Origin of the sequence: Mucilaginibacter gossypiicola (assembly GCF_900110105.1) — a bacterium.
GTDB lineage: Bacteria > Bacteroidota > Bacteroidia > Sphingobacteriales > Sphingobacteriaceae > Mucilaginibacter > Mucilaginibacter gossypiicola.
This window is the reverse complement of sequence record NZ_FOCL01000020.1, coordinates 77,007-100,572: the sequence shown is the minus strand read 5'-3', so window position 1 is coordinate 100,572 and position 23,566 is coordinate 77,007. Positions and strand designations below refer to the sequence as shown.

The 23,566-nt window shown below is 42.7% G+C and carries 19 protein-coding genes; 7 read left to right on the top strand and 12 right to left on the bottom strand.

The window, feature by feature from the left end; translation table 11 throughout:
- Positions 1-5 precede the first annotated feature (5 nt).
- The 5 genes from BMX50_RS33120 to BMX50_RS33100 all read right to left on the bottom strand — a co-directional run bounded on the left by BMX50_RS33120 (position 6) and on the right by BMX50_RS33100 (position 3,864).
- Positions 6-776: a YqjF family protein gene (locus tag BMX50_RS33120; protein ID WP_244281164.1), complete on the bottom strand. Its 771-nt coding sequence runs from the start codon at positions 774-776 to the stop codon at positions 6-8.
- A 10-nt stretch (positions 777-786) separates the two neighbouring features.
- Positions 787-1,587, bottom strand: a complete 801-nt coding sequence (locus BMX50_RS33115; protein ID WP_208864853.1) for a M48 family metallopeptidase — start codon at positions 1,585-1,587, stop codon at positions 787-789.
- Positions 1,588-1,592: 5 nt separating this feature from the next.
- On the bottom strand, positions 1,593-2,246 hold the full coding sequence (plsY, locus tag BMX50_RS33110; RefSeq protein WP_091222098.1) for a glycerol-3-phosphate 1-O-acyltransferase PlsY: 654 nt from the start codon (positions 2,244-2,246) through the stop codon (positions 1,593-1,595).
- Between the two features lie 102 nt (positions 2,247-2,348).
- Positions 2,349-3,194, bottom strand: a complete 846-nt coding sequence (gene nadC, locus BMX50_RS33105; protein WP_091222092.1) for a carboxylating nicotinate-nucleotide diphosphorylase — start codon at positions 3,192-3,194, stop codon at positions 2,349-2,351.
- A gap of 274 nt (positions 3,195-3,468) precedes the next feature.
- On the bottom strand, positions 3,469-3,864 hold the full coding sequence (locus BMX50_RS33100; RefSeq protein WP_091222088.1) for a DUF4783 domain-containing protein: 396 nt from the start codon (positions 3,862-3,864) through the stop codon (positions 3,469-3,471).
- A gap of 194 nt (positions 3,865-4,058) precedes the next feature.
- On the opposite strand from BMX50_RS33100, the gene gpmI reads away from it, so the two are divergent.
- Both gpmI and BMX50_RS33090 read left to right on the top strand, forming a co-directional pair.
- Entirely contained in the window at positions 4,059-5,582 is a 1,524-nt protein-coding gene (gene gpmI, locus BMX50_RS33095; protein ID WP_091222083.1) for a 2,3-bisphosphoglycerate-independent phosphoglycerate mutase, read from the top strand.
- Complete coding sequence (locus BMX50_RS33090) at positions 5,569-6,135, top strand: hypothetical protein (protein WP_091222079.1); 567 nt, start codon at positions 5,569-5,571, stop codon at positions 6,133-6,135. The genes gpmI and BMX50_RS33090 overlap by 14 nt, the downstream gene beginning before the upstream one ends.
- Positions 6,136-6,412: 277 nt before the next feature.
- On the opposite strand, the gene BMX50_RS33085 is transcribed toward BMX50_RS33090, so the two are convergent.
- Positions 6,413-7,063, bottom strand: coding sequence for a tetratricopeptide repeat protein (locus tag BMX50_RS33085; RefSeq protein ID WP_091222075.1), 651 nt, complete (start codon positions 7,061-7,063; stop codon positions 6,413-6,415).
- A 368-nt stretch (positions 7,064-7,431) separates the two neighbouring features.
- Here BMX50_RS33085 and lon point away from each other — a divergent pair, with 368 nt between their 5' ends.
- Both lon and BMX50_RS33075 read left to right on the top strand, forming a co-directional pair.
- Positions 7,432-9,906 carry an endopeptidase La gene (gene lon, locus BMX50_RS33080; protein WP_091222072.1) on the top strand — a complete coding sequence of 825 codons (2,475 nt, stop codon included), beginning with the start codon at positions 7,432-7,434 and terminating at the stop codon, positions 9,904-9,906.
- 292 nt (positions 9,907-10,198) lie between these two features.
- Positions 10,199-11,158, top strand: a complete 960-nt coding sequence (locus BMX50_RS33075) for a lipid A deacylase LpxR family protein (RefSeq protein ID WP_091222067.1) — start codon at positions 10,199-10,201, stop codon at positions 11,156-11,158.
- Between the two features lie 161 nt (positions 11,159-11,319).
- Here the strand turns inward: BMX50_RS33075 and arfB are convergent, their stop codons facing one another.
- The gene (arfB, locus tag BMX50_RS33070; RefSeq protein ID WP_091222063.1) at positions 11,320-11,730 is read right to left on the bottom strand and encodes an alternative ribosome rescue aminoacyl-tRNA hydrolase ArfB; all 411 of its coding nucleotides are present in this window, start codon (positions 11,728-11,730) and stop codon (positions 11,320-11,322) included.
- Positions 11,731-11,801: 71 nt separating this feature from the next.
- Between arfB and cmk the strand changes: the two genes are divergently transcribed.
- Positions 11,802-12,479 (top strand): (d)CMP kinase, encoded by a 678-nt coding sequence (cmk, locus tag BMX50_RS33065; protein ID WP_091222059.1) that lies wholly within the window; start codon positions 11,802-11,804, stop codon positions 12,477-12,479.
- A gap of 122 nt (positions 12,480-12,601) precedes the next feature.
- On the opposite strand, the gene BMX50_RS33060 is transcribed toward cmk, so the two are convergent.
- Together BMX50_RS33060 and BMX50_RS33055 are read right to left on the bottom strand one after the other, a co-directional pair.
- The gene (locus BMX50_RS33060; protein ID WP_091222055.1) at positions 12,602-13,054 is read right to left on the bottom strand and encodes a deoxycytidylate deaminase; all 453 of its coding nucleotides are present in this window, start codon (positions 13,052-13,054) and stop codon (positions 12,602-12,604) included.
- A gap of 89 nt (positions 13,055-13,143) precedes the next feature.
- The gene (locus BMX50_RS33055; RefSeq protein ID WP_091222052.1) at positions 13,144-14,778 is read right to left on the bottom strand and encodes an MFS transporter; all 1,635 of its coding nucleotides are present in this window, start codon (positions 14,776-14,778) and stop codon (positions 13,144-13,146) included.
- Between the two features lie 167 nt (positions 14,779-14,945).
- Here BMX50_RS33055 and BMX50_RS33050 point away from each other — a divergent pair, with 167 nt between their 5' ends.
- Positions 14,946-15,602: a LysE family translocator gene (locus tag BMX50_RS33050; RefSeq protein ID WP_091222049.1), complete on the top strand. Its 657-nt coding sequence runs from the start codon at positions 14,946-14,948 to the stop codon at positions 15,600-15,602.
- A 249-nt stretch (positions 15,603-15,851) separates the two neighbouring features.
- On the opposite strand, the gene BMX50_RS33045 is transcribed toward BMX50_RS33050, so the two are convergent.
- From BMX50_RS33045 to BMX50_RS33035, 3 genes are all read right to left on the bottom strand, one after another.
- Complete coding sequence (locus BMX50_RS33045) at positions 15,852-17,759, bottom strand: amidophosphoribosyltransferase (RefSeq protein ID WP_091222045.1); 1,908 nt, start codon at positions 17,757-17,759, stop codon at positions 15,852-15,854.
- Positions 17,760-17,929: 170 nt separating this feature from the next.
- Positions 17,930-19,912 (bottom strand): amidohydrolase family protein, encoded by a 1,983-nt coding sequence (locus BMX50_RS33040; protein ID WP_091222042.1) that lies wholly within the window; start codon positions 19,910-19,912, stop codon positions 17,930-17,932.
- 480 nt (positions 19,913-20,392) lie between these two features.
- Positions 20,393-21,001, bottom strand: coding sequence for an alpha-ketoglutarate-dependent dioxygenase AlkB family protein (locus BMX50_RS33035; protein ID WP_091222038.1), 609 nt, complete (start codon positions 20,999-21,001; stop codon positions 20,393-20,395).
- 312 nt (positions 21,002-21,313) lie between these two features.
- Here BMX50_RS33035 and BMX50_RS33030 point away from each other — a divergent pair, with 312 nt between their 5' ends.
- A complete protein-coding gene (locus tag BMX50_RS33030) occupies positions 21,314-23,311 on the top strand; it encodes a KUP/HAK/KT family potassium transporter (protein ID WP_091222034.1) in 1,998 nt (665 codons plus the stop codon).
- Positions 23,312-23,566: the final 255 nt, after the last annotated feature.

Below are 23,566 nucleotides of genomic sequence, written 5' to 3'. Positions count from 1 at the left end.
ACTTATCATTCGCCCACCACTATCTTCTCCCCCATCCGCACTGTAATATCCGACCCAAGCGCGTAAAAAGCTGAAACGGGTTCTTTTTCCAGAAACGGTTTAAGTGCTTCGCCGTACAAGGCGGCAACATCGGCATCAAAAACATACTCGCGTACCAGCCCGGTTTGCCATGAGATATGCTCAACCTGGTATTCCATAGTTTTGGTGGCGCTTAAACCGTTGTAGCCCCAGTAGTGTTCTAAAATAAACTCTTCGGGGCTACCCGCCTTAATGTCGACTAATTCATTACTTGCAGTAGCGCCAAGCTTGTTCCAGCGGCCGTTTAGTTTCCACTCATATAAAAACTGGGTATGGTTATCTGCAGACCCCGTAATGGAACTACGCATAGGCAATGCGCGGTAATGTTCTTTATAAAGATTGTTCGCAATAAGCACTATCATGCCTTTAGGTACTATCTCACTTATAAAAACCGCACCGCGTTTCCATTCAGTCCCATTGTAGTATCTAACATAAAACCGAAGGTTCACCTCTTCAAAATTCACATGCCATGGCCATTTGATGCCCATTACCTGCGTATCCAAAAACATAAAACCAACCATACTAACCAGGGCCTTTCCTTCCCATAAATCGAGTACTGTACCTACCGGGATGTAAGGTTTTAGTATTGCGGCTTCAACTTCGTAATTGAGCATTACGAGGTTCTTCCACTGCGCTTTTAAAAATTCACTTTTAGCCATAAAAAGAAAAATCCCGCCTTGTTTATCGGCGGGATTCATTTAATGATGATTATTTTTTATAATATTTCATGGCCTCGGGTATGAGGTTTTGGATATTGGCAATACGGGTAGCATCGGCAGGGTGAGTGCTTAAAAGCTCAGGCGGGGCTCCGCCTTTATTTTGTGCGGCCATACGCTGCCAAAAAGCAATGGCATTATGTGGGTCATAGCCGGCCATAGCCATAAAAGTTAAGCCCAAACGATCAGCTTCTGATTCCTGGTTACGTGAATAGGCCAGTAATTTCAATTGGCTGCCTACGCCATATAATGTGCTTATGGCAGTTTGCGTTGCCTGTGATTGCTGACTTGTTGCCGCACCTACCAATTGTCCGCCGCCTTGTACAATCATTTCCTGCGAGATCCGCTCGGCTGAGTGACGGGCAATGGCATGACCAATTTCGTGGCCCATAACTACAGCAAGATAAGCATCGGTATTAGCTACGGGTAATAAACCGCTGTAAACAGCCACTTTACCGCCGGGCATACACCAGGCGTTAACTTCGCTGCTCTGGATCAGGTTAAATTCCCAATTAAAGCTGTACTGATCGCCATAACCGTTATCTTTAAGATATTTTTCGATGGCCGATGCCAGCCTGTTACCAATGGTTTTAACTCGTTGAGCGTCGGTTCCCGTAGCAATAACCTTTGTTTTAGGATCTGTAAGCAGTTGCTTGTAGCTTGCCGCTGCCGATTGGTTTACTTCGGCATCGCCAACAAGGTTTAATTGTTTACGGCCGGTTAGCGGCACAGTTGAACATGAAAAGATAGCCATGACGGCTATCAGGACTAATGCAGGTTTAAACTTTTTCATGGAGATCAGGCAGTTGTTGTTTTCTTTTTAAAAAAATTAACTTTCGATTCTTTGCCCCTTATCAAGCGCTCAATATTTTTTTGGTGGGTTACCAGCACAAGCACACAAATGCACATGCCATAAATTACTATCGACCGGATAGATGTCGGAAAAACAAATGTAACGCCTATAGGATAGGTAAAGGCAGCTGCAATTGAACTAAGCGACACATATTTTGAAATCAATAACACCGTTATAAATACAATTACACATAGTAAGGCGGCGTGAAAATGTATAGCCAAAATCATTCCAAACAAGGTTGCAACCCCTTTGCCCCCCCTAAAACCCGCAAAAATCGGGAACAGGTGGCCCATAACCGCTGCTATACCTAAAGCAAGCTCATAATTAGTATATGCGGTTGAATTGATGGCGCCAGTGGCAGATGCCCCAATAAAATAAGCAAAGTTGGTAGCTGCCCAGCCTTTAAATATATCAAGCATCATCACCGGGATGCCTGCTTTTTTACCAAGCACACGAAAAGTATTTGTAGCACCTGCATTACCGCTTCCGTACTCGCGTACATCCACATTGTAAAAAGCCATACCTATCCAAACAGCCGTAGGTATTGAGCCGCACAGATAAGCCATTATAAGCGCTGTAACAGAGTAAACGGTTATCATTCTCCTGCAATATTACAAAATTGAAGCGGTAAAAGCGTTTTAATCTCAGCGCTTTTACCACTAAACTTTGTTTAACAATATGTTACTTGATGTTTAATTACCCTATTTTACGGCTTTAAGACTCAGATCGAGACTTTTAACAGAATGTGTTAGCGCTCCTACAGAAATGTAATCAACTCCGCAATCGGCATATTCACGAATATTGTCGATGGTGATACCACCCGAAGCTTCGGTAATAAAACGGCCTTTGTTCATGGCCACAGCCTGACGCAGATTGTCGAAATTGAAGTTATCTATCAAAATGCGGTTTACATTACCGGTTTGTAAAACCTGCTCCAGTTCATCAAGGTTGCGCACCTCTATTTCAATGGCCAGTTTTTTTCCGTTATCGGCAAGGTATTGGTTGGCATTTTCAATGGCCTGTCGTATCCCGCCTGCATAATCCACATGATTATCCTTAATCAGGATCATATCATATAAACCAAACCTGTGGTTTACGCCGCCGCCTATGCGCACTGCCCATTTTTCGAGGTAACGCAAACCTGGAGTAGTTTTGCGGGTATCTAAAACTTTAGTATTGGTTCCTTGCAGCAGGTCAACTATCTGCCGGGTTTTTGTAGCAATTCCCGACATACGCTGCATACAATTCAGTACCAGGCGCTCCGCAGTTAAAATACTGCGCGAACTGCCTTCAACCTCAAAAGCTACCTCGCCATATTTAACAGGTACGCCATCCTGCATAAAAACCGTCATTTTAAGATTGGGGTCAACCACATGAAATATTTCGGCAGCCAGCTCAACACCGGCCAATATTCCTTCGTCCTTAACTAAAAGTTTTGCTTTGCCGGTAGCATCGGCAGGGATGGTTGAAAGTGAAGTATGATCGCCATCGCCCACATCTTCACTTAAAGCATTATTTATAAACTGATGTATTAGTTCCTTATCCAATTGTGTACTTTTTAAGTGTCAAAAGTAACAACAATTTTTAGACCGATGTGCAGATTTGCAAATTTCAGATGTGCAGATGATGTTTGATGTGCGAATGTGCAGATAACGCTTGATGTGCAGATTTCAAACGTGCAGATGAATTAATATGTTGATTGAGTAAATTTCTTACGTTAAATGAACATGCTTCTTCAGCAAAAATCATCTGCATATCTGCACATTTGAAATTTGCACATCGAAAAATCATCTGCACATCTGAAATTTGCACATCGCAAAATCACTTCACCTTTTCATCCTCAATTTTTAACTCAACAACATTGGTGCCTTTACCAGCGTCTTTTAAAGTAATAGCAACCCGAAATTCACCTTTATCGGTATTTAAAATATAAACACCAAAATGGTAATTGCCTCCCGAGTTTACTTTATGGAGGAGTTTGATACCCTGAGGTTTATTTTTAGCGAAAAACTTATCTAAAATAACTGCGGCCTGGGTTTGGGAGTAAACATTTTCATCTTCCATGATGGTTATCTCCACATTATTGGCAAACAGCCTTGAAAGTTCTTTGGTATTACCTGCTTTTAAAAGATTAGCCACGTTGTCTATCGCATCAGCCGGTGAGGCATGCGGAAGCAACAGCAAAAAAATAAACGATGACAGGTATAATAATTTCATACTATAATAACGTGCTATTAGGTGTTAAAGTTACAAATAACTACTACTTGTTTAGTAGATTTAATGAAACATGCAACGACGCTTCAAAATATTGTGTACTACATACTAACACCGAAGTTGCACTTTTATTTCGGGTTGCTAACCTAAATTAAAAAATTATATATAAAGTACCCCTTTGCCTTTATATTTGCAATGTGGAAAACAAAAAGAAACTCGCATTAATAATACTTGATGGCTGGGGTTACGGCCGCAACGATCAATCAAACGCTATACTTGCTGCCAATACGCCTTTTGTTGATGGCATGCTTAAGCAATATCCAAATTCAAAACTTGAAGCGTCAGGAACAGCGGTAGGTTTACCTGCCGGGCAAATGGGCAACTCAGAAGTTGGTCACATGAACCTTGGCGCCGGTCGTGTGGTTTACCAGGAACTTGGCCGCATCCATAAAGCGGTTGATGACAATGAGCTGCCAACTATCCCGGTATTGAAAGATGCCTTTGAATACGCCAAACAAAACAATAAAGATGTACACTTCATCGGTTTAGTATCTGATGGTGGCGTACACTCGCATATCCGCCACGTTAAAGGTCTTTGCGATGCTGCTAAACAACTGGACGTTAACAATGTATATATACATGCTTTTTTAGACGGACGCGATACCGATCCTAAATCAGGCTTGGGTTTTGTTACCGAATTAGAAGAGCACATTGCCGGTACCGGTGCTAAAATAGCTTCGGCAATAGGCAGGTACTATGCTATGGATCGTGATAACCGCTGGGAGCGTGTTAAACTGGCTTATGACCTGTTAGTAAACGGTGTAGGTGCGCCAACTCAAAACGTTACCGATCTCATCAAGCATTCATATCTTGAGGATGTTACCGACGAGTTTGTAAAACCAATAGTTGCCGTTGATAGCGAAGGAAAACCATTAGCCGTTATTAAAGATGGCGATGTGGTAATCTGTTTTAACTTCCGTACGGATAGGGGCCGCGAAATCAGTATCGCGTTAACCCAAAAATCATTCCCTGAGTATAACATGCACCCGCTGGATATCCGTTACATCACCATGACCCCATATGATGAAACGTTTAAGAATGTCCAGGTTGTTTTCAACAAGGAAGACCTTACCAAAACTTTGGGCGAAATCCTGCAAAATGCGGGTAAATCGCAGATCAGGATTGCCGAAACTGAAAAATACCCTCACGTAACCTTCTTCTTTTCGGGTGGCCGCGAAAAGGAATTTGATAACGAAAAACGTTTATTAGTACCATCTCCAAAAGTGGCTACTTACGATCTTCAGCCCGAAATGAGCGCTGCGGGTATCCGTGACGCCATTATCCCGGAACTGGAAACCGGCTGGCCTGATTTTGTTTGTCTAAACTTTGCCAATACCGATATGGTTGGGCATACCGGTGTTTTCAGTGCCGTAGTAAAAGCAGCCGAAACTGCCGACAGTTGCACAAAAGCCGTTGTTGAAGCCGGTTTAGCCAATGGCTATTCGTTCATTATCCTGGCCGACCATGGTAATGCCGACTATATGGTCAACGAAGATGGCTCACCAAACACAGCACACACCACCAACCTGGTACCATGTATCGTGATTGATAAAGATGTTAAAGAGGTAAAAGACGGAAAACTGGGCGATGTGGCGCCAACCATATTAAGCATATTAGGTGTTGCCATCCCTCCCGAAATGACTGGTAATGTATTGGTATAATCCAAACAAAATAAGCAAAGCCGCCCTTGTGGGCGGCTTTTTATTGTTAATAGCAAATTTATTTTCGTGCCGGCCCGATAACAGGCAAAGCGGTGCAAAACTGGTTTACTTTGATCTGAAAGCATTTTTCAGAACGGATTCGGCACGGCTTGCAAAACTAAATCCTGCCGTAACCAAAACGGTTACCCATAACGGCGTTACCGAAACTAAAACTGTACATATAGGCAACTGGAGCCAGGAACTTAATTTATTTATCCAATCGGATATTAACCGCCCGGCATGGAAAAACAGCTATACAGTTAGCACCAGCGATAGTGCTATCCTATACAGGGCACGTACGCCTGAGCTTAAAACCCGCCGCATTATCATCAAAAAAGCCGGCGATAAAGTTGAATGGATCCTGATCTATAACCACACCAAAAACCTGTTGTACGAAACCAACGAGAAGCTAAGCTATTTCCCCGATTCGCTTTACCTGATCCAAAAAACACAGCACGTGAAACTGATGGGCCGTAATGATTATAAAGTACAGGGAACTTTGCCGAAGCGGTAAAAAGATACTGTTTTTTTAGGTTAGAAAAAATGCAACCGCCAGCTTCTCCAAATTATATAGCTGCGCCGTATACCTACATTTTTTAGCCCCATAGCGTAAATAAAAACGATGTCATTTCGACAAACAAACGCAGGTAATTGCGCGTCGGGGTGAGGAGAAATCTTATACGTCAGTCATGAATAGTTTGCTTTGCGTCACGTATAAGATTTCTCTTTCGCGCCGCCCAAAGGCCATCTCATGCTCTATGGAAATGACAAAAACAGATATTTAAAAAGCTTTAGTGTTGCTTAACCAGCGTATTGCTACCAGTAGTAGCCTGTATGAGTTTTTCTTTGGACTGATCGATCAGCGCAGAAATATCCATGCGGCTCGGGTTATCGGCAAGTACTTTTTCCAAATCGGCAATAGATGCCTTCAATGAATTGATCCCCCGGGCTTTATCATAAAAATGAGAAGTATTTTGCAGCTTAAACATACCATAATCGCGGTAGGCTATGCCCCTGTTTTGGTAGTATTTATTGTCCCTCATATCACTGTTGATAGAAATGGCCTTCGTAAGATCGACAATAGCCCCCAACAGGTATAACTCCTTATCTGCAGCCGAAGCCTGGTTATCCCTTCCAAGATAGCTTTTTGCCCTTGCCCTGTAATAATAAGCAGTAGCATCGGCAGGCTTTACAGCAATTACTTTGGTATATGCCAGTATCGATTTTTTGTAGTTATCGCTATGATAATAAGAATAACCCAGCATCCACATAGCATTGGCATTGGTTGAATCAGTTATACATGCCTTTTCCAGGTGCGATACCGCCGAACGGAAATCGCCATCCATGAGCGCCTGCTGACCAAGACGAACATACGCATTTTGCGCTATTGCCGACTCAAGCGAAGACATGATCAGAAGGGGCAGGATAACTGATAACTTCATTAAACGGATTACTGGTAAAACAAAAATGGTATTATATTAACTATCAATGCATCAAATTATTATGCCATATAGCAGTTTTGTGAAAAAATATTTCACATGTGCATAAAATTGTGAACAGCGATACTATGACTTTTTTTCATCTTTACCAATAAAATCTTAATTATTTACAATACTTGCCATAAATTTGTAACAAACATATAACCAACACGTTAAATCAACGTACTATTTATTACTGGTTATTGGCACAACTTGGCACAGCTCTTGAACCGTAGTAAGGTGCGATTTACAATCGCAATTTAACCTGCAATTGACGTAGATACTATTTTGCAGGCTGACAACATGGCGTTTTATTCTATAAAATATAATTAATGAACTTCGATCCGTTTGATTTTAAAAGTGCTTTACCGGTTATAAATGAGGATTCAGAATTTTTCCCGTTAATGTCATCGGAAGATGAGGAGGAGATGAATAATGAGGAGCTTCCCGATGTAATGCCTATTTTACCCTTACGCAATACCGTACTTTTTCCTGGTGTGGTGATCCCAATTACAGTTGGAAGGGATAAATCAATAAAACTAATCCGTGATGCTAATAAAGGCAGCCGCATGATTGGGGTGGTTTCACAACAGGATGTGGGTATTGAAGACCCTACCTTTGATCAGCTTAATAAAGTTGGTACAATAGCACTCATTGTAAAAATGCTGCAAATGCCCGATGGTAACACAACAGTTATTATACAAGGCAAAAAACGTTTTTATTTAAAAGAAGAAGTACAAAGCGAACCTTATATAAAAGCTACAGTTGAGCCTTTCCATGAAATAAAAGCCAAGGAGGACAAGGAGTTTAAAGCCATGGTATCATCCATTAAGGATATGGCCATGAGTATTATCCAGCTTTCGCCAAACATCCCGAGCGAAGCAGGTATAGCTATCCGCAACATCGAGAGCACTTCGTTCCTGATCAACTTCATATCATCAAATATGAATGCTGATATGACGGCCAAACAACACCTGCTTGAAATTGCCAATCTGCGCGAACGCGCAAACCTGGTGCTGGAGCACTTAACGCTCGACCTGCAAATGCTGGAACTAAAAAACCAGATCCAGACCAAAGTACGTGTCGATTTAGATAAGCAGCAAAGGGATTATTTCCTTAATCAACAGCTTAAAACCATACAGGAAGAACTGGGAGGTAACACTCCTGACCTGGAAATTGAGAGCCTGCGCCAGCGTGCCGTTAAAAAGAAATGGGCTAAAGAAGTTAAAGACCACTTCACCAAAGAACTTGAAAAACTGGCCCGTACCAACCCTGCAGCTGCTGACTATTCTGTACAGATCAACTACCTTGAATTGCTGCTTGATTTGCCATGGAACGAATTCACCAAAGATAACTTCGACCTTAAGCGTGCGCAAAGGATCCTTGATAAAGATCACTTTGGTTTAGATAAGGTAAAACAACGTATTATCGAATACCTGGCCGTGCTTAAATTAAAGCATGACATGAAGGCTCCTATTCTTTGTTTAGTTGGCCCTCCGGGAGTTGGTAAAACATCGCTGGGTAAATCAATAGCCAAAGCTTTGGGGCGTAAATATGTACGCATGGCATTGGGCGGCATTCGCGACGAGGCCGAGATCCGCGGTCACCGTAAAACATATATTGGTGCTATGCCAGGCCGCATTATCCAATCTATAAAAAAAGCAGGCGCTTCAAACCCGGTATTTATTTTGGATGAGATAGATAAAGTAGGTAACGATTTCAGGGGCGATCCATCATCTGCCTTGCTTGAGGTACTTGACCCTGAGCAAAACGGCACTTTTTATGACCACTATGTTGAGATGGATTTCGATCTTTCAAACGTAATGTTCATCGCAACCGCTAACTCTCTGAGCACCATTCAGCCGGCTTTGTTAGACAGGATGGAGATCATTGAGGTAAACGGTTACACCATTGAAGAAAAAATTGAAATAGCCAAACAACATCTTGTGCCTAAACAGCGCGAGGCTCACGGCCTAAAACTAAAGGATGTAAGCCTTAAGGCCGATGTGCTTGAAAAGGTAATAGTTGACTACACCCGCGAATCGGGCGTGCGTTCATTGGAAAAAAAGATAGGTTCGGTTGTACGCGGCGTGGCTAAAAACATAGCTATGGAAGAGCCTTACAACAGTGCCGTAAGCAAAAAAGATATTGAGAAAATTTTAGGTGCTCCTATTTTTGATAAAGACCTTTATGAAGGCAATGACGTAGCCGGCGTTGTAACAGGCCTGGCCTGGACATCGGTAGGCGGCGACATCCTGTTCATTGAAGCCAGCTTAAGTCCGGGAAAAGGCCGCTTAACGCTAACAGGCAGCCTTGGGGACGTAATGAAAGAGTCGGTAACCATTGCCCTCGCCTATTTGCGTGCGCATGCTGCCGATTTTGATATTAACCCCAAGCTATTTGATCAGTGGGATGTACACGTACACGTACCTGCCGGCGCTACCCCTAAAGATGGGCCATCGGCAGGTGTTACCATGCTCACAGCCTTAGTTTCGGCCTTTACACAACGTAAAGTAAAACCTAACCTGGCTATGACAGGTGAGATCACACTCCGTGGTCGTGTATTACCTGTAGGCGGTATCAAAGAAAAGATCCTGGCAGCCAAACGTGCCAATATCAAAGAAATCATCCTGTGCAAATCAAACCAAAAGGATATCCTGGAAATTAAAGAAGATTATATAAAGGACCTTAACTTCCATTACGTTACCGATATGAGAGATGTAATAACTCTTGCTTTACTTAACGAAAAGGTTAAAAAGCCCATTGATCTTACTGTTAAAGAAGACGATAAAGCGGCCGTTAATTAATCGGTTAGTTTACACAAACAAAAAAGGATTCATAGCATGCTGTGAATCCTTTTTGTTTGTGTATGAAATCAAGAAAAAGGGTGGGAAAGTGCGATTCCCCTCTTGAGAGGGGTGGAGGGATGTGTTTTTGCTTCAATAATCAATAGTATAAACACACCCCTGCTACCGCTCTTTCCAGCCGCGCCCCCTCTCAAGAGGGGAATTTAAAAGCTACAATCCCTGTTATTTTATAACTACTTTATTTGCATTGGCTTTTTTATATATTAGCACGCATATACTATACTAAACCCCAATGCCTAATAAACTATTTTTAACACTGGTATGCCTGTTAAGCGCTACCTGTTTATTTGCACAAACCCGCGGTCACGAATTCGGTATCCAGTCTGATAATGATTCATTCCTTGCCCAGGGATCTGACAGGTATTACACCAATGGCATTTTCTTTTATTACCGAAAAGCTTTAACAGTAAAACCAACCGAAAACGATCTTCAAAACAAAGTTTTAGGATTTGAATTGGGGCAAAAAATGTTTAACCCGCAATCGGGCTATGTTCGCGGACCGTTTGATATCGACAGACCTTTTGCGGCATATACTTATTTAGGTTCAACACTTAACTTCCTATATAAAAACGAAAGCAACCTCAAGCTTGGTGCTCAATTAGGAGTTGTAGGCCCTGCCGCAGGCGGTGAGCCGGTTCAAAAGCTTATCCATAACACATTTGGCTTTTACCAGCTTAACGGCTGGCAATACCAGATCAAAAATGATGTGGAACTCAACCTTTCGGCCGAATATAACAAGTTGCTTGCCCGCGCCTCGTGGATCGACCTTACATTTAGTTCATATGCCAACCTGGGTAATGGCTTTACTGGTGCCGGAGCCGGCGGTATGGTACGTTTAGGCAATTTTAACCAGTTGTTCAATTCCATCAGCACACAAAGCACAGTATCAACCGGAGGCGAAGAGAAGTTACTGCATAAGCACGAGATCTTTTTCTACTATAAACCTTTAGCCAATTTGGTTGGTTACGATGCCACCATACAAGGCAGCCTGTTCCGCAAACATGACGATCCTAACAGCCTGGAAGTTGTTTCAGAAAAGAAACCGTTTATATTTAGTCAGCAGGTTGGCGTAGCTTTTACCACCAGCCGCTTTGCATTTGATATAGCTGCAGTATTCCATACCAAAGATGCCAAGGAGATGATCCGCTCGCACCAATGGGGATCAATTACCGGGTTTTATAGGTTTAAGTAAGGAGATTTAGAGGTTGGAGGTTAGTGATTAGGAGAACCGCGCTACATCAACCACCATGTCATTGCGAGGAACGAAGCAATCGCACGGAAGCATTGCCGCTCTGTATAGTATGCGATTGCCACGCTTCGCTCGCAATGACGTAGTTTTAGTGAATCCTCAAACTACTCCCTAAAATCAATTTTTCTGCTTTCCTTCTTAGCCGATTGCATTTTCTTACTGTCCAGTCTCGCGGCTTTAGCGGCTTTGCTTACTTTGGTTGGCTTGCGTATTTTGGGCTTTTGGAGGGCCTTTGTCAGTAGCAATGTTAACCTTTCAATTGCTTTTTCTTTATTGAGATATTGGCTCCGCTCCTCATCGCATATCACCTGTACGTAACCATCTTTGTTAAGCCTGTTTTGCAGCTTATCGGTTAACAACAGCTTCTCTTCATCTGTAAACAATGCCGATGAAGCTATTGAAAATAACAGTTCAACCTTGCTCGAAACCTTGTTTACGTTTTGGCCGCCCTTTCCTCCGCTTCTTGATGTTTTATAGGTAGTTTCCTTTTGGAGCTCGGCTTTTGTAAAATTCATCTTCAAAAATAAGTTTAATCGGCTTAGCTCCCGCAGGTCATTTGCCGATAATTTGTTAATTTAGCAGTTCTATGAACAACAACATCGTAGTAGCCATTGATGGTTATTCTTCGTGCGGAAAAAGCACCCTGGCAAAAGCCTTAGCAAAAGAGCTTCATTTTATTTATGTAGATAGCGGCGCTATGTACCGCGCCGTAACCTTATATTTTTTAAGGCATAACATTGATCTTGAAAACCATGCCCAGATAGCCGAGGCCTTGCATAATATCCATCTTAACTTCCATACGCAAAACCATAAAACTTTCATCACTTTAAATGAAGAGGACGTATCTGATGAGATCCGCCAGATGCATGTGGCCGAAAAAGTTAGTTCGGTAGCTGCTATTAAAGAGGTACGTGTGGCTATGGTAAGGCAGCAACAGCGATTAGGCCGTTCGAAAAACATCATTATGGATGGCAGGGATATCGGTACAGTGGTATTCCCGGACGCACAGGTAAAGCTGTTTATGACTGCCGATCCGAAGATCCGCGCCGAACGCCGCTATAAGGAGTTGTTGCCAACCAACCCTAACATTACATTAGAAGAAGTTTTTGACAACCTGGCCCACCGCGATTACCAGGATACCACCCGCGAAGAAAGCCCGCTTACCCGCGCCGAAGATGCCATTATATTAGATAACACCGACCTGAGCCAGGACGAACAACTGATGTTTGCCATAAGCCATATCGAACCGTTTATTGCGGAGTAGCGTGAACCATGATTTTCGGGATTAGAGGATTTCTTGATACTGCAAAAATGTATCAGGAAATCTTTTAATCAAGCAAATCAAGGTTTTAAAATATATCAGCGAAATCAACGCAATCAAAACCATCAACGGTCAAACTTCTCCGCTTTCACCCCAAATCTGTTCAAAAAATCAACCCCTTCGTCGCTTTGTAATCCCTTATATTCCGCATACGATTTATCATAGTAAACCTGAGTGATCCCTGCCGAATAAATGAGCCTTGCACAAGGTAAGCACGGCGATAGTGTTGTATAAAGCGTGGCTCCTTCAAGCCTTGCCCCGTTTTTTACCGCGTATAATATCGCGTTTTCTTCGGCATGCAATGCCAATGAACAACTCCCTTTCGAATCGCGTGCGCAGCCTGTTTCAGGCCATTCTACGTCACAATTGTGCGTACCTGCCGGCGGACCATTATAGCCAATAGAGATGATCCTGGTATCACGCGTTAAAACCGCTCCCACATGTGCCTTAACACAGTGCGACCGCTCGGCCAGATCTGTGGCCAGGTTCATAAAAATCTGATCGAAGCTGGGTTTCATAGTTTAATTCATTATGTCATTAAACGTCATTGGGTCATTACTTCATTAAAAAATGACTTAATGACCCAATGATTAATGACCGTTAAATATTAATGTCCGCCTTTAACTTCAACGTGGTCAAGGTCGATGCCCTGGCTACGGAGTTCGCGGCTTACTTTCCATGCAAAATAAGCAAGGTACGCAAAGCCAATTACCGGCACAATGTACGAGAAGTGGATACCGCTCACACCCGGGATAACACCGGTTGCTCCATCGGCAATTTTACCTTGCAGCGGCGGAATGATTGAACCACCCAAAATCATCATGATCAGGAATGCCGAGCCCTGGCTGGTATATTTACCTAAACCGGTAATTGCCAATGAGAAGATAGATGGCCACATAATAGAGCAGCATAAACCACCACTAATGAAAGCGAAGGTTGCAACCTTACCTGTAGTAAATAAACCTGCAAGCATAAATGCAACACCCAATAAGCCAAGTACCGATAAAGTACGGGTTGGTTTTTGCTGCCCGATAAAGAAAGCCACAACCAGGATAGCTACACAAACTGCATAAGCATACAGGTTACTCACATTAACGCCGGTAGCAGCATTCACCAGTAATACAATACCGAAAGCGAGGAAAGGAATTAATACATATAATATGTATTTAACTGATTTTGAAAGGTTGAACGCATCAATAGAACCGGCAAAACGGCCAATCATCAAACTACCCCAATATAGGGAAATATAAGGTGCGATATCAGACTCGGCGAAAGAACCAAATTCTGGCGTTTTTAGTAAAGCGCCCATGTTACTTTGAATAGTTACCTCGGTACCTACATAAGTAAATATGGCCAGCATACCTAATATCAGTTGAGGGTACTGCATAGCACCCCAACCTTCTTTGTTCTTCTTAGCAGCGAAAATAGTACCTACCAGTGTAAAAATGATTATAGCCAATGAAGCATATACAAAATACTGACTTGGCACGCCGGTAGCCTTGCTGATAGGATCGGCAGCGAGTATTAAACAAAACGCTACAAACATTACCAATAATGGTGTATTTGCTTTTGAGCTTGACTCTATCTTTTCGTCGCTGGTTACTTTTGGCAGGTTTGAGAACCAGAAGAACAAAGCAACTGCAATGAACAAGCCGGCCAACAAATAATACAGGTTATTAATTGATGATATTTTAACATCAGCAGCAGCTGTTTTAGCGGTTGCCGAGCCAAATAATACCACGCCTACTACAACCGGGCCTAATAATGCACCAATGTTATTGATACTGCCTGCAAAATTTAAACGGTTTGAACCGGTTTCGGGTGGCCCCAATGCTACCACAAATGGGTTTGCTGCTGTTTGTTGTAATGAAAAACCAACTGCTATAATAAAGAATACAGCCAGGATAAAACCAAACGCGCCTGAAGCCACAGCAGGGATCATCCCTAAAGCTCCAACGGCCGAAATAACAAGGCCTAAAATAATACCATTTTTATAACCTAACTTATTCATGATATCAACTTTGCTGGCTTGTGAAGCAAAGTAAAGTATCAGTGAGCCAATAAAATACCCACCATAAAATGTAAAGTCAATTAATTGGGATTCGAACTGGGTAAGGTGAAAGTGCTCTTTACAGAAAGGTATGAAAATACCGTTGGAGGCAGCTAAAAAGCCCCAAAAGAAAAACACGGTAATCAGCGTATACAGAGCTGTACCGTAGTTCTTAGCATTGTTTTGTTCCATTTTAAAGTAGGTTGTACTGATTTGATTTTTGAATCTCTAAACATAATTCAATTTTGGTAAAACTCTCGTCTCTTTTTTAAATAATTTAAATCACAATTTTAACTTTCGTTGTTTATGAGATAAAATTGCATATTCGCAATGTTCAAAAAAGAACAAAGCTTAACTTAATGATAAAAGCCATTGTTTCGGGTATCGGGTTTGGATTAGTACTTACATTTATTACCGGCCCGGTTTTTTTTGCGCTCATTAAAACCAGTATCGAAAAAGGATTTCATGCCGGTGTTTCGCTTGCCCTTGGCGTGGTGTGCAGCGATGTGGTTTTTGTAGGCGCAATCCTGTTCGGCTCACAATATATCGATGTATCTGACCATACCAAAGTTATAGCCGGTGTTGTTGGCAGTGCTATATTATTTGCACTTGGGCTGTACTACATGTTCAAGAAAAGTGAGATCAACTACGAAAATAAAGTACCTTCAAGTGCCGACCGCTTTGGTTACGTACTTAAAGGTTTCCTGATGTGCATTTTCAACCCTACCCTCCTCTTCCACTGGACAGTGGTAATCGGCGCAGCCAGTACAACATTCCTGGTAGGTACCCCCCACAGGTCCTTTCATATAGCCGTTATGTTTTTAACCATATTGATCATCCAGTTTGGTATGGACACCCTTAAAGCTTTCTACGCCAATAAACTCAGGGCACGTATTTCGGTTAAATTTATTCACCGTTTAAATGAGGTTGCCGGGATTGCGCTTATTATCGCTTCATTGGTGTTGATTGATAAGCTGGTTACTCATTTTTTATTTGCCGCTCCGGCAGGGTCATAATAATTCAGCTGTCGTAAATAAGATCGAATCCCTGCTTAATACTTGATTTTTTTTAGAAGAAAAAACTTCTCCGCATCGTCATTGCGAGGTATGAAGCAATCCCCGACTTTACAGGGCGGATCTGCTAATAGGGGATTGCTTCATACCTCGCAATGACGCCCTTAGATATTAAATTATTTAAAAACAAAAAAGGCGATGAAAAATCATCGCCTTATATATTATCATTCCCCCTTTAGGGGGTTAGGGGCTTTACATGTAAGCTCTTTGGTTTTTACCTTCCATCCAGTTAACAAAGGCGCGGTTAACAACCTTATTACCACCTGGAGTTGGGTAGTCGCCGCTGAAATACCAGTCGCCAAGATTATCAGGACAAGCTATGTGCAGGTTATCTAAAGTTTGATAAATTACCTGTACTTCGCAGTTTACATTTTTAGGAGTGATGATCTTTGCAATGCGGTCAGAAATCTGCTGATCGGTGAACATAGCATAAATCTCTTTCACGTAGTTTTGAACGTCCTCCTTAGGTAATTTCTGGCTGTCCTTACATTTTTGGTAAACATCCAGTATCACATCTTCCCTGTCCATTTCCTTCAACAGGCTGATTGCTGCTTCAAAAGCAACAAACTCACCCATACGCGACATATCGATACCGTAGCAATCCGGATAACGGATCTGCGGAGCCGATGAAACTACAACAACCTTTTTAGGGCCAAGCCTGTCCAAAATTTTCAGGATACTTTGTTTCAATGTAGTACCGCGAACAATTGAGTCATCCAATACCACTAAGGTATCAGTGCCTTTTTTGATCAATCCGTAAGTAGTATCATAAACGTGCGCCACCATTTCGCTACGATCCGCGTCCTGGGTAATAAAGGTACGCAGCTTAACGTCTTTAATAGCGATCTTTTCAACACGCGGCGCAACCTGAAGTATTTCGGCAACCTTCTCTTCGGTAATATCGGCTCCAAGCTTCACTAATTCCTCGTGCTGATATTTTTTCACGTACTTGTGCATACCTTCAACCATGCCGTAAAAAGCAACTTCGGCGGTGTTAGGTATGTACGAGAAAACAGTGTTTTTGATATCGTGATCAACAAAATCCAATATTTGCGGACAAAGCAGGCGACCTAATTGTTTACGCTCACGGTAAATGGCCGCATCGCTGCCGCGTGAAAAGTAAATCCGCTCAAACGAGCAAGCTTTTCTTTCCTGCGGCTCGCTAAACATATCTTCGGTTATCTTACCGTTCTTTTTAACGATCAAAGCATGACCCGGGCGAATTTCCCTGATCTGTTCCATCGGTATGTTAAAGGCAGTTTGGATAGCCGGGCGCTCAGAAGCAGCAACAACGATCTCATCATTATAATAATAATAAGCCGGGCGAATGCCAGCAGGGTCGCGCATTACAAAGGCGTCGCCATGCCCAAGGATGCCGGCAATGGTATAACCACCATCCCAGTTTTTGGCAGATTTACGCAGGATTTTGGCAACATCCATATCATTAGCTATAAGCTTACTGATCTCCCTGTTATCGTCCAATCCTTCGCGTTTGTACTGATCAAACAAGCCCTGGTTTTCGGTATCAATAAAGTGCCCTATTTTTTCGAGCACGGTAACCGTATCGGCTTTTTCTTTCGGATGCTGGCCCAAAGCATATAGTTGTTGCAGTAACTCATCAACATTGGTCATGTTAAAATTACCTGCAATAACCAGGTTACGGGTCATCCAGTTATTTTGCCTTAAAAAAGGGTGGCAGCTTTCAATGCTGTTTTTGCCATGGGTACCATAACGCAGGTGCCCTAACAAAACCTCGCCGGTAAAACTAACGTGTTCTTTAAGCCATTCGGCATCGGCCAGCTTTTCGGGAGTTTCTTTCTGAATTTCCGCAAATTTCTTTTGGATGTATTCAAAAATATCAGCAACAGCATTTGAAGCCATTGAGCGGTGACGGCTGATATACCTTTTGCCCGGTTCAATATCCAGTTTAATGGTAGCAACACCTGCGCCATCCTGGCCGCGGTTGTGCTGTTTTTCCATTAAAAGGTAAAGTTTGTTCAGGCCGTACAGTGCAGTTCCGTACTTTTTCTGATAATAAGATAGTGGCTTTAGTAAGCGGATAAATGCCACACCGCATTCATGTTTAATCTGATCGCTCATGATTCGGAATGAGGCTGCAAAGGTATCATTTTTAAATTAACTATGGCTACATCCAATTGTCATTAATTAGTAGTTTGTTTTTTGTTCTGCCGATTGGGTGAATAGCCAATTAAATGCGCGGTAATTACTGAAAACCAACTATTCATCCAATCAATTCAACAACTAATAGCTTAATTTTTAAACCCAACCATCCGGTGCAGCTCAACCGGATCATAGATCCTGCCTTGCTTTATTACTCCTGATACTTTCCTGATATCGCTGATATTCTTCAGCGGATCACCATCGATAATAACAATATCGGCTTGTTTACCCACTTCAATTGAACCTGTTGTTTTATTAAGGCTCATTACAGTAGCAGGTGTTATCGTTGCTGTTTTGATAGCCTGTGCCGGAGTGAGACCAGCTTCTACATAAAGCTCCAACTCCCTGTCAAGACTATAACCGGGAAACCCCATATCAGTCCCCGCAACTATGGGGATCCCTGCATCATACAATACCTTCACCGTTTTCTTCATACTTTCATACAAGGGCTTAAGCTTGGCTGCCTGTGCCGGCTCTTCACCCATATTTTTGAACAAGGACTGAAGCGGCAGCGGCAGGTTGTAATAATTAGGTTCAAGTTTGGTTATATCATCTTTAACGTTGCGCAGGGCAAGTTCAAAAACACCAACAGTAGGGTCAATAACCACGTTATGATCTTTTATAAACTTAACGGCTGCTATACTTACAGAATCATCAAAAATAATCGCCCTGTCCTTATCCCGTTTCATGATGGAATACACGTACTGAACATGGTTAACCATATTCATCCCCGAATCCACTCCCTGTTGCAGGGTCATCCCGTTGGGGATATGGCCTGTTACGGTTAAACCCAAGCGGTGCGCCTCGTCGCAAATAGCTTTAACTATGGCAGGCTTTACCGAGCTGTAGATCTTGATTTGCTGAAAGCCGTTTTCTTTATAACGGTCAACCGCCTTAATTGCCTCTTCCTTTGTATCGGCCTGGATGATGCCCAATGCATACGGCCCTTTACCGTCAATGATACCGGCTTTAATAATATTAGGGCCAACGCCTTTGCCCCCATCAATTGCCGCTTTTATAGCATTGATGTAACCGAATTCATTGCCGCAATCGCGCACGGTGGTTACGCCTGCCGCAAGATAGGCCGGCCCCCATTCTGCTTGTTCAAAGTGTGCGTGCATATCCCACAGGCCAGGTAAAATTGATTTTCCCTTAGCATCAATAATCTTAGCTCCCGCCGGTATTTTAACCTCGCCAACTTTGCCTGTTTGTTTGATAATGCCATTTTCTATCAACACAACAGCATCTGGTGTAATTATACCTGTATTTACATCAACCAGGTTTCCGCCGGTAATAGCTATTATCTTATCAACTTTACCCGTTGGCGCAGTTGCTTTGGCAAATAGCTCCATGCCATAAGTTGCGGCCTTACTGATGAGCTGCGGTAATAAGGCCTCATAAGGCACGCGCATCATTTCCAGTTTATCGCCTTCGGCATCATTGGTGATGAGGCAAATGAGCTTACCATTATTATCTGTCCAAACCAGTTCATTGCCCCAAACCAGGCCGCTAATGGTAAGCCGGTTTAAAGTAAGCGGCGTACCATTGAAAGTAAGCTGATCAGTGCCTGATCTTTTGATCTGTACGGCCCCGAACGGCAGCGTATGGATACTTTCGGGCTGTTTGTGCTTATTCCAATATTGGATGAGCACCTGTTGCACCGCACCCGGAGAATAGCCGGCTACCGGGAAGCTGAGTGGCAGTACTTTTTGTGTATACGACGAATCATTGACCCTGATTGACGCTTCCCCTCCGCGAATGGTCATTTTATCGTCAATGGTCGAAAATCTTGAGGTATTGCCTTTTATGGTCAATTCCAGCGGATCGGCCACAGGGTTAACCTTTAGTTCGGCAGTAAGCGGCACAGCTGAACCACGATCAACAAATTTAAAATCGATATTATAATGAACGGCATCTTTATACTTGTGCACATAGTAAGTCTCCTTACCAATATGTTGTTCAAACTTGTGAAGAAAGAAAGTTCCGCTATCAACAGGTAAGTCGGTTTGGGCCCGGGCATTGGTCATCAAGGCCGCAACAGCGGCAAATAATAATAATAAAGGTCTTTTCATAAGGTCAGCAAATGTTAATGTAAGATAGCAGTTTGTTGGGGATGTTGCAAAACCACTTGTGTGGATTTTGGCCAAAGCCCTACGTGGCCTGCCTTTGACCGTCGGTTAAAACCGACGGCAATGAATATCTACCGATTGAAATTTAGCGATAGCGTAACTTTTCGCCGTTGCTGGTGTTGTCTCCATACGTGTTGGAAAGATGGAGATAGGTTGAAAAAGCTGGTTAAAAAAGCTATGTCATTGCGAGGAGCAGCACGGGCAAAAGCACTTGGCGCGACGTGGCAATCCCGTTGCTATACAAGGCGGATATGCATTGGCTACGAGATTGCCGCGCTACGCTCGCAATGACATTTTTTATTTAAAAGTTGAGATGATTTCATCTTCCAAAAACTTGCTGTAACAACGCCCACAACGGCACGAGTATAAACGCACAATCGCATCTCTCCGATCACAAATCACCCACAGTAAATACAAAACAATCTACCCTATATACCTAAACGTAATATTGATCCTCGCCCCCTGCATCTTACTTGTTTTGGGCACCTGGTGAAGCCAGTGATGCTGCGTTTGCCCCTCCATGATCAGCAGATCGCCATTATTGAGGTTGACAGAAACTTTCGCGTTTTTTTCGCGCTTATGTTTAAACTGAAAAATCCGCGAAACACCGAATGATACTGAGGCAATAACCGGGTTACCACCAAGCTCGGTTTCATCGTCGCTGTGCCAGCCCATGCTATCGTTACCATCACGATAGTAGTTGAGCAAAGCAGTATTGAACCGGTGACCGCATTGCCGCTCTGCCGCCTGCTTAATGTTGCTAAGCAGCGGACTAAACTTAACCGGAACATTCACTACGCCTGAGTACACATACACTTCATCGCTTTCACCGTACCAGGCTGTAAGCCGGGGAAAGTTGATCTCCCTGCCATAAATCTTCATCTTATCCTGTTTCCATGGAACTTCATTCACCAATTGTTCAAATACATCTTGTTTAAAAAAGTGTGGGTATAATAACACCTCGCCATCAAAAGGCAACAAGTTTTTCGATTCGCTAAACAAGTTAAACTGATCATTATTGAATAGGTCCATACTCAAATATCTGCAATATCACTTTAAAAACACCACTCCCGGATTGTTCTCAAAATGATAAAACCTATCATTTTGATAGCTTTCCCTCAAAATGAGAAAATGCTTCTCATTTTGATAAACACCTATAAAACAAGTATCTAAATAGAAATAATTTCTACTGGCATGCTTATTGGCCATGCGAATTCATAGTACAAATACAATTTAAAATGACATTGTTTATCGCTGCAGCGGCAATATTTATAAAATGGACCACAAATTCCATTTCCGCAGTAGCTATCATCCCCTCTTTTTCCCCTATAATTTATACAATTCATGAATTCGCACGTTAAGCAACTCACTTTTGCAGGTTTAATCGTTACCCTCGGTATTATTTTTGGCGATATCGGTACTTCTCCCCTTTACGTTTTTCAAACCTTACTGGTTGAAGGCGGTAAAGTAAATACTGCGCTGGTATTAGGCTCTATTTCCTGTATCTTTTGGACATTAACCCTCCAAACCACTTTCAAGTACATTGTTATTACATTGCAGGCCGATAACAAAGGCGAAGGCGGTATTTTTTCGCTATATGCACTGGTTAGGCGCTATGGTAAATGGCTGGCTATCCCTGCCATTATAGGCGCAGGTACCTTACTTGCCGATGGTATCATCACTCCACCTATCTCCGTAACATCTGCCATTGAAGGCTTAAATTTAGTACCGGCATTTTCAACGGTGATAGTCCCCGGTAATAACCTCATCCTCATTATTGTAATTACCATTATTTTATTGCTGTTCTTTTTTCAGCAGTTTGGTACAAAGGTGGTTGGCTCGGCATTCGGACCGGTGATGTTGATGTGGTTTATCATGTTAGGCGTATTAGGCACTATGCAGGTTGCACACTTCCCATCTATTTTTAAAGCCCTTAACCCATACTATGGAGCCCGTTTACTAATGGACCACCCTAAAGGTTTCTGGCTGCTTGGTGCAGTGTTTTTATGTACAACGGGCGCCGAAGCTTTATACTCTGATTTAGGCCACTGCGGCAGGCGTAACATCCAGGTAAGCTGGATTTTTGTAAAAACAACCCTGATATTAAACTATCTTGGGCAGGGCGCATGGGTGCTTTCTCAAGCGCCAGGCAAAGATTTTACCGGTGTTAACCCTTTCTTTGAAATTGTTCCCCATGCATTCTTACTACCCGCAGTTGCATTGGCCACAATGGCTACCATTATTGCCAGCCAAGCATTAATCAGCGGTTCGTTTACGCTCATCAGCGAGGCGGTAAGCATGAACTTCTGGCCGCGGATCACCATTAAATATCCGTCAAACATCCGCGGACAAATCTATATCCCGAGCATTAACTGGATGCTATGCATAGGCTGTATCCTGGTATCGCTGTACTTCCGTACTTCGAGCGCTATGACCGCTGCTTACGGCTTTAGCATTACCATTGCCATGCTCAGCACCACCATTTTAATGTACTACTTTATGCGCTATGTAAAGCACTGGCCGGTATGGTTAGTTACCATTATCCTATGCGTGTTTGTAACCGTTGAATTTTCCTTTTTTGTAGCTAACGCAGTTAAAATATTAAAACGTTTATTCTTTGTAGGCTTTGAGGTTGGATTAATCTTTACCATGTACACCTGGTTTAAGGCTCGTAAAATCAACAACCGCTTTCTTCATTTCACCGATATTAAAGAGAAACTACCATTGCTTAGCGCCTTGAGTAACGACACTACGGTAAATAAATACGCTACTCACCTTATTTATTTAACTAAGGCCAATAACAGTAAGCAAATTGAAGAAAAGATTATCTATTCGATCATGAGCCGCCGGCCAAAACGCGCTGATACCTATTGGTTTGTGCATATTGAACGTACAGATGAGCCTTACACCATGGAGTATAGCGTTGATCAAATTGAGCCTGGCAAAGTTATCCGCGTAGAGTTCCGTTTAGGTTTCAGGATCCAGCCGCGGGTAAACGTGTTGTTCCGCAAGGTGGTTGAGGATATGGTTGAACGTGGTGAAATTGATATCACCAGCAATTATCCATCATTAAAACAATATAAAATGGCTGCCGATTTCAGGTTTGTAATCATGGAAAAATTCCTGTCATACAATAACCTGTTCAGTGTATCCGAAGGCTTTATCCTGAACAGCTATTTTGCCATCAAAAAATTGGCCCAGTCTGAAGCTAAAGCTTTTGGTTTGGATACCAGCGAAACACGCGTTGAAAAGATCCCACTGGTTGTAAAACCGGTTAATAACATCCATATCAAACGGGTGGACGACCCGGTAAACAATTTGGTTGCCGAGTTTGCTGATTAAAAAGCATTCACCCAACGTCGCGCGCGTGTTACCCCTCTTTGCTTTGCAGAGAGGGGTTTATTTTTTTAATTTAACCTAAAACCATGTCATTGCGAGGTACGAAGCAACCGCACGGAGGCATAGCCGCCCTGTACGGCGTGCGATTGCCACGCTGCGCTCGCAATGACCGATTTGCTTTGTTTTTACACCTTTCGCAGGTACAAGCGTCTTTCGCTTGTGCCATTCCAGCAGTAAGCGTCCACGCTTACCACACCT

What these genes read in the sequence shown, in the direction of transcription:
- cmk (WP_091222059.1), top strand. Translation starts at nt 11,802, where the DNA reads ATGAACAACAACATCGTAGTAGCCATTGATGGTTATTCTTCGTGCGGA.
- arfB (WP_091222063.1), bottom strand. Translation starts at nt 11,730, where the DNA reads ATGAATTTTACAAAAGCCGAGCTCCAAAAGGAAACTACCTATAAAACA.
- BMX50_RS33120 (WP_244281164.1), bottom strand. Translation starts at nt 776, where the DNA reads ATGAATCCCGCCGATAAACAAGGCGGGATTTTTCTTTTTATGGCTAAA.
- BMX50_RS33050 (WP_091222049.1), top strand. Translation starts at nt 14,946, where the DNA reads ATGATAAAAGCCATTGTTTCGGGTATCGGGTTTGGATTAGTACTTACA.
- BMX50_RS33100 (WP_091222088.1), bottom strand. Translation starts at nt 3,864, where the DNA reads ATGAAATTATTATACCTGTCATCGTTTATTTTTTTGCTGTTGCTTCCG.
- BMX50_RS33055 (WP_091222052.1), bottom strand. Translation starts at nt 14,778, where the DNA reads ATGGAACAAAACAATGCTAAGAACTACGGTACAGCTCTGTATACGCTG.
- BMX50_RS33075 (WP_091222067.1), top strand. Translation starts at nt 10,199, where the DNA reads ATGCCTAATAAACTATTTTTAACACTGGTATGCCTGTTAAGCGCTACC.
- lon (WP_091222072.1), top strand. Translation starts at nt 7,432, where the DNA reads ATGAACTTCGATCCGTTTGATTTTAAAAGTGCTTTACCGGTTATAAAT.
- BMX50_RS33045 (WP_091222045.1), bottom strand. Translation starts at nt 17,759, where the DNA reads ATGAGCGATCAGATTAAACATGAATGCGGTGTGGCATTTATCCGCTTA.
- plsY (WP_091222098.1), bottom strand. Translation starts at nt 2,246, where the DNA reads ATGATAACCGTTTACTCTGTTACAGCGCTTATAATGGCTTATCTGTGC.
- BMX50_RS33040 (WP_091222042.1), bottom strand. Translation starts at nt 19,912, where the DNA reads ATGAAAAGACCTTTATTATTATTATTTGCCGCTGTTGCGGCCTTGATG.
- BMX50_RS33030 (WP_091222034.1), top strand. Translation starts at nt 21,314, where the DNA reads ATGAATTCGCACGTTAAGCAACTCACTTTTGCAGGTTTAATCGTTACC.
- BMX50_RS33090 (WP_091222079.1), top strand. Translation starts at nt 5,569, where the DNA reads ATGTATTGGTATAATCCAAACAAAATAAGCAAAGCCGCCCTTGTGGGC.
- BMX50_RS33115 (WP_208864853.1), bottom strand. Translation starts at nt 1,587, where the DNA reads ATGAAAAAGTTTAAACCTGCATTAGTCCTGATAGCCGTCATGGCTATC.
- BMX50_RS33035 (WP_091222038.1), bottom strand. Translation starts at nt 21,001, where the DNA reads ATGGACCTATTCAATAATGATCAGTTTAACTTGTTTAGCGAATCGAAA.
- BMX50_RS33060 (WP_091222055.1), bottom strand. Translation starts at nt 13,054, where the DNA reads ATGAAACCCAGCTTCGATCAGATTTTTATGAACCTGGCCACAGATCTG.
- BMX50_RS33085 (WP_091222075.1), bottom strand. Translation starts at nt 7,063, where the DNA reads ATGAAGTTATCAGTTATCCTGCCCCTTCTGATCATGTCTTCGCTTGAG.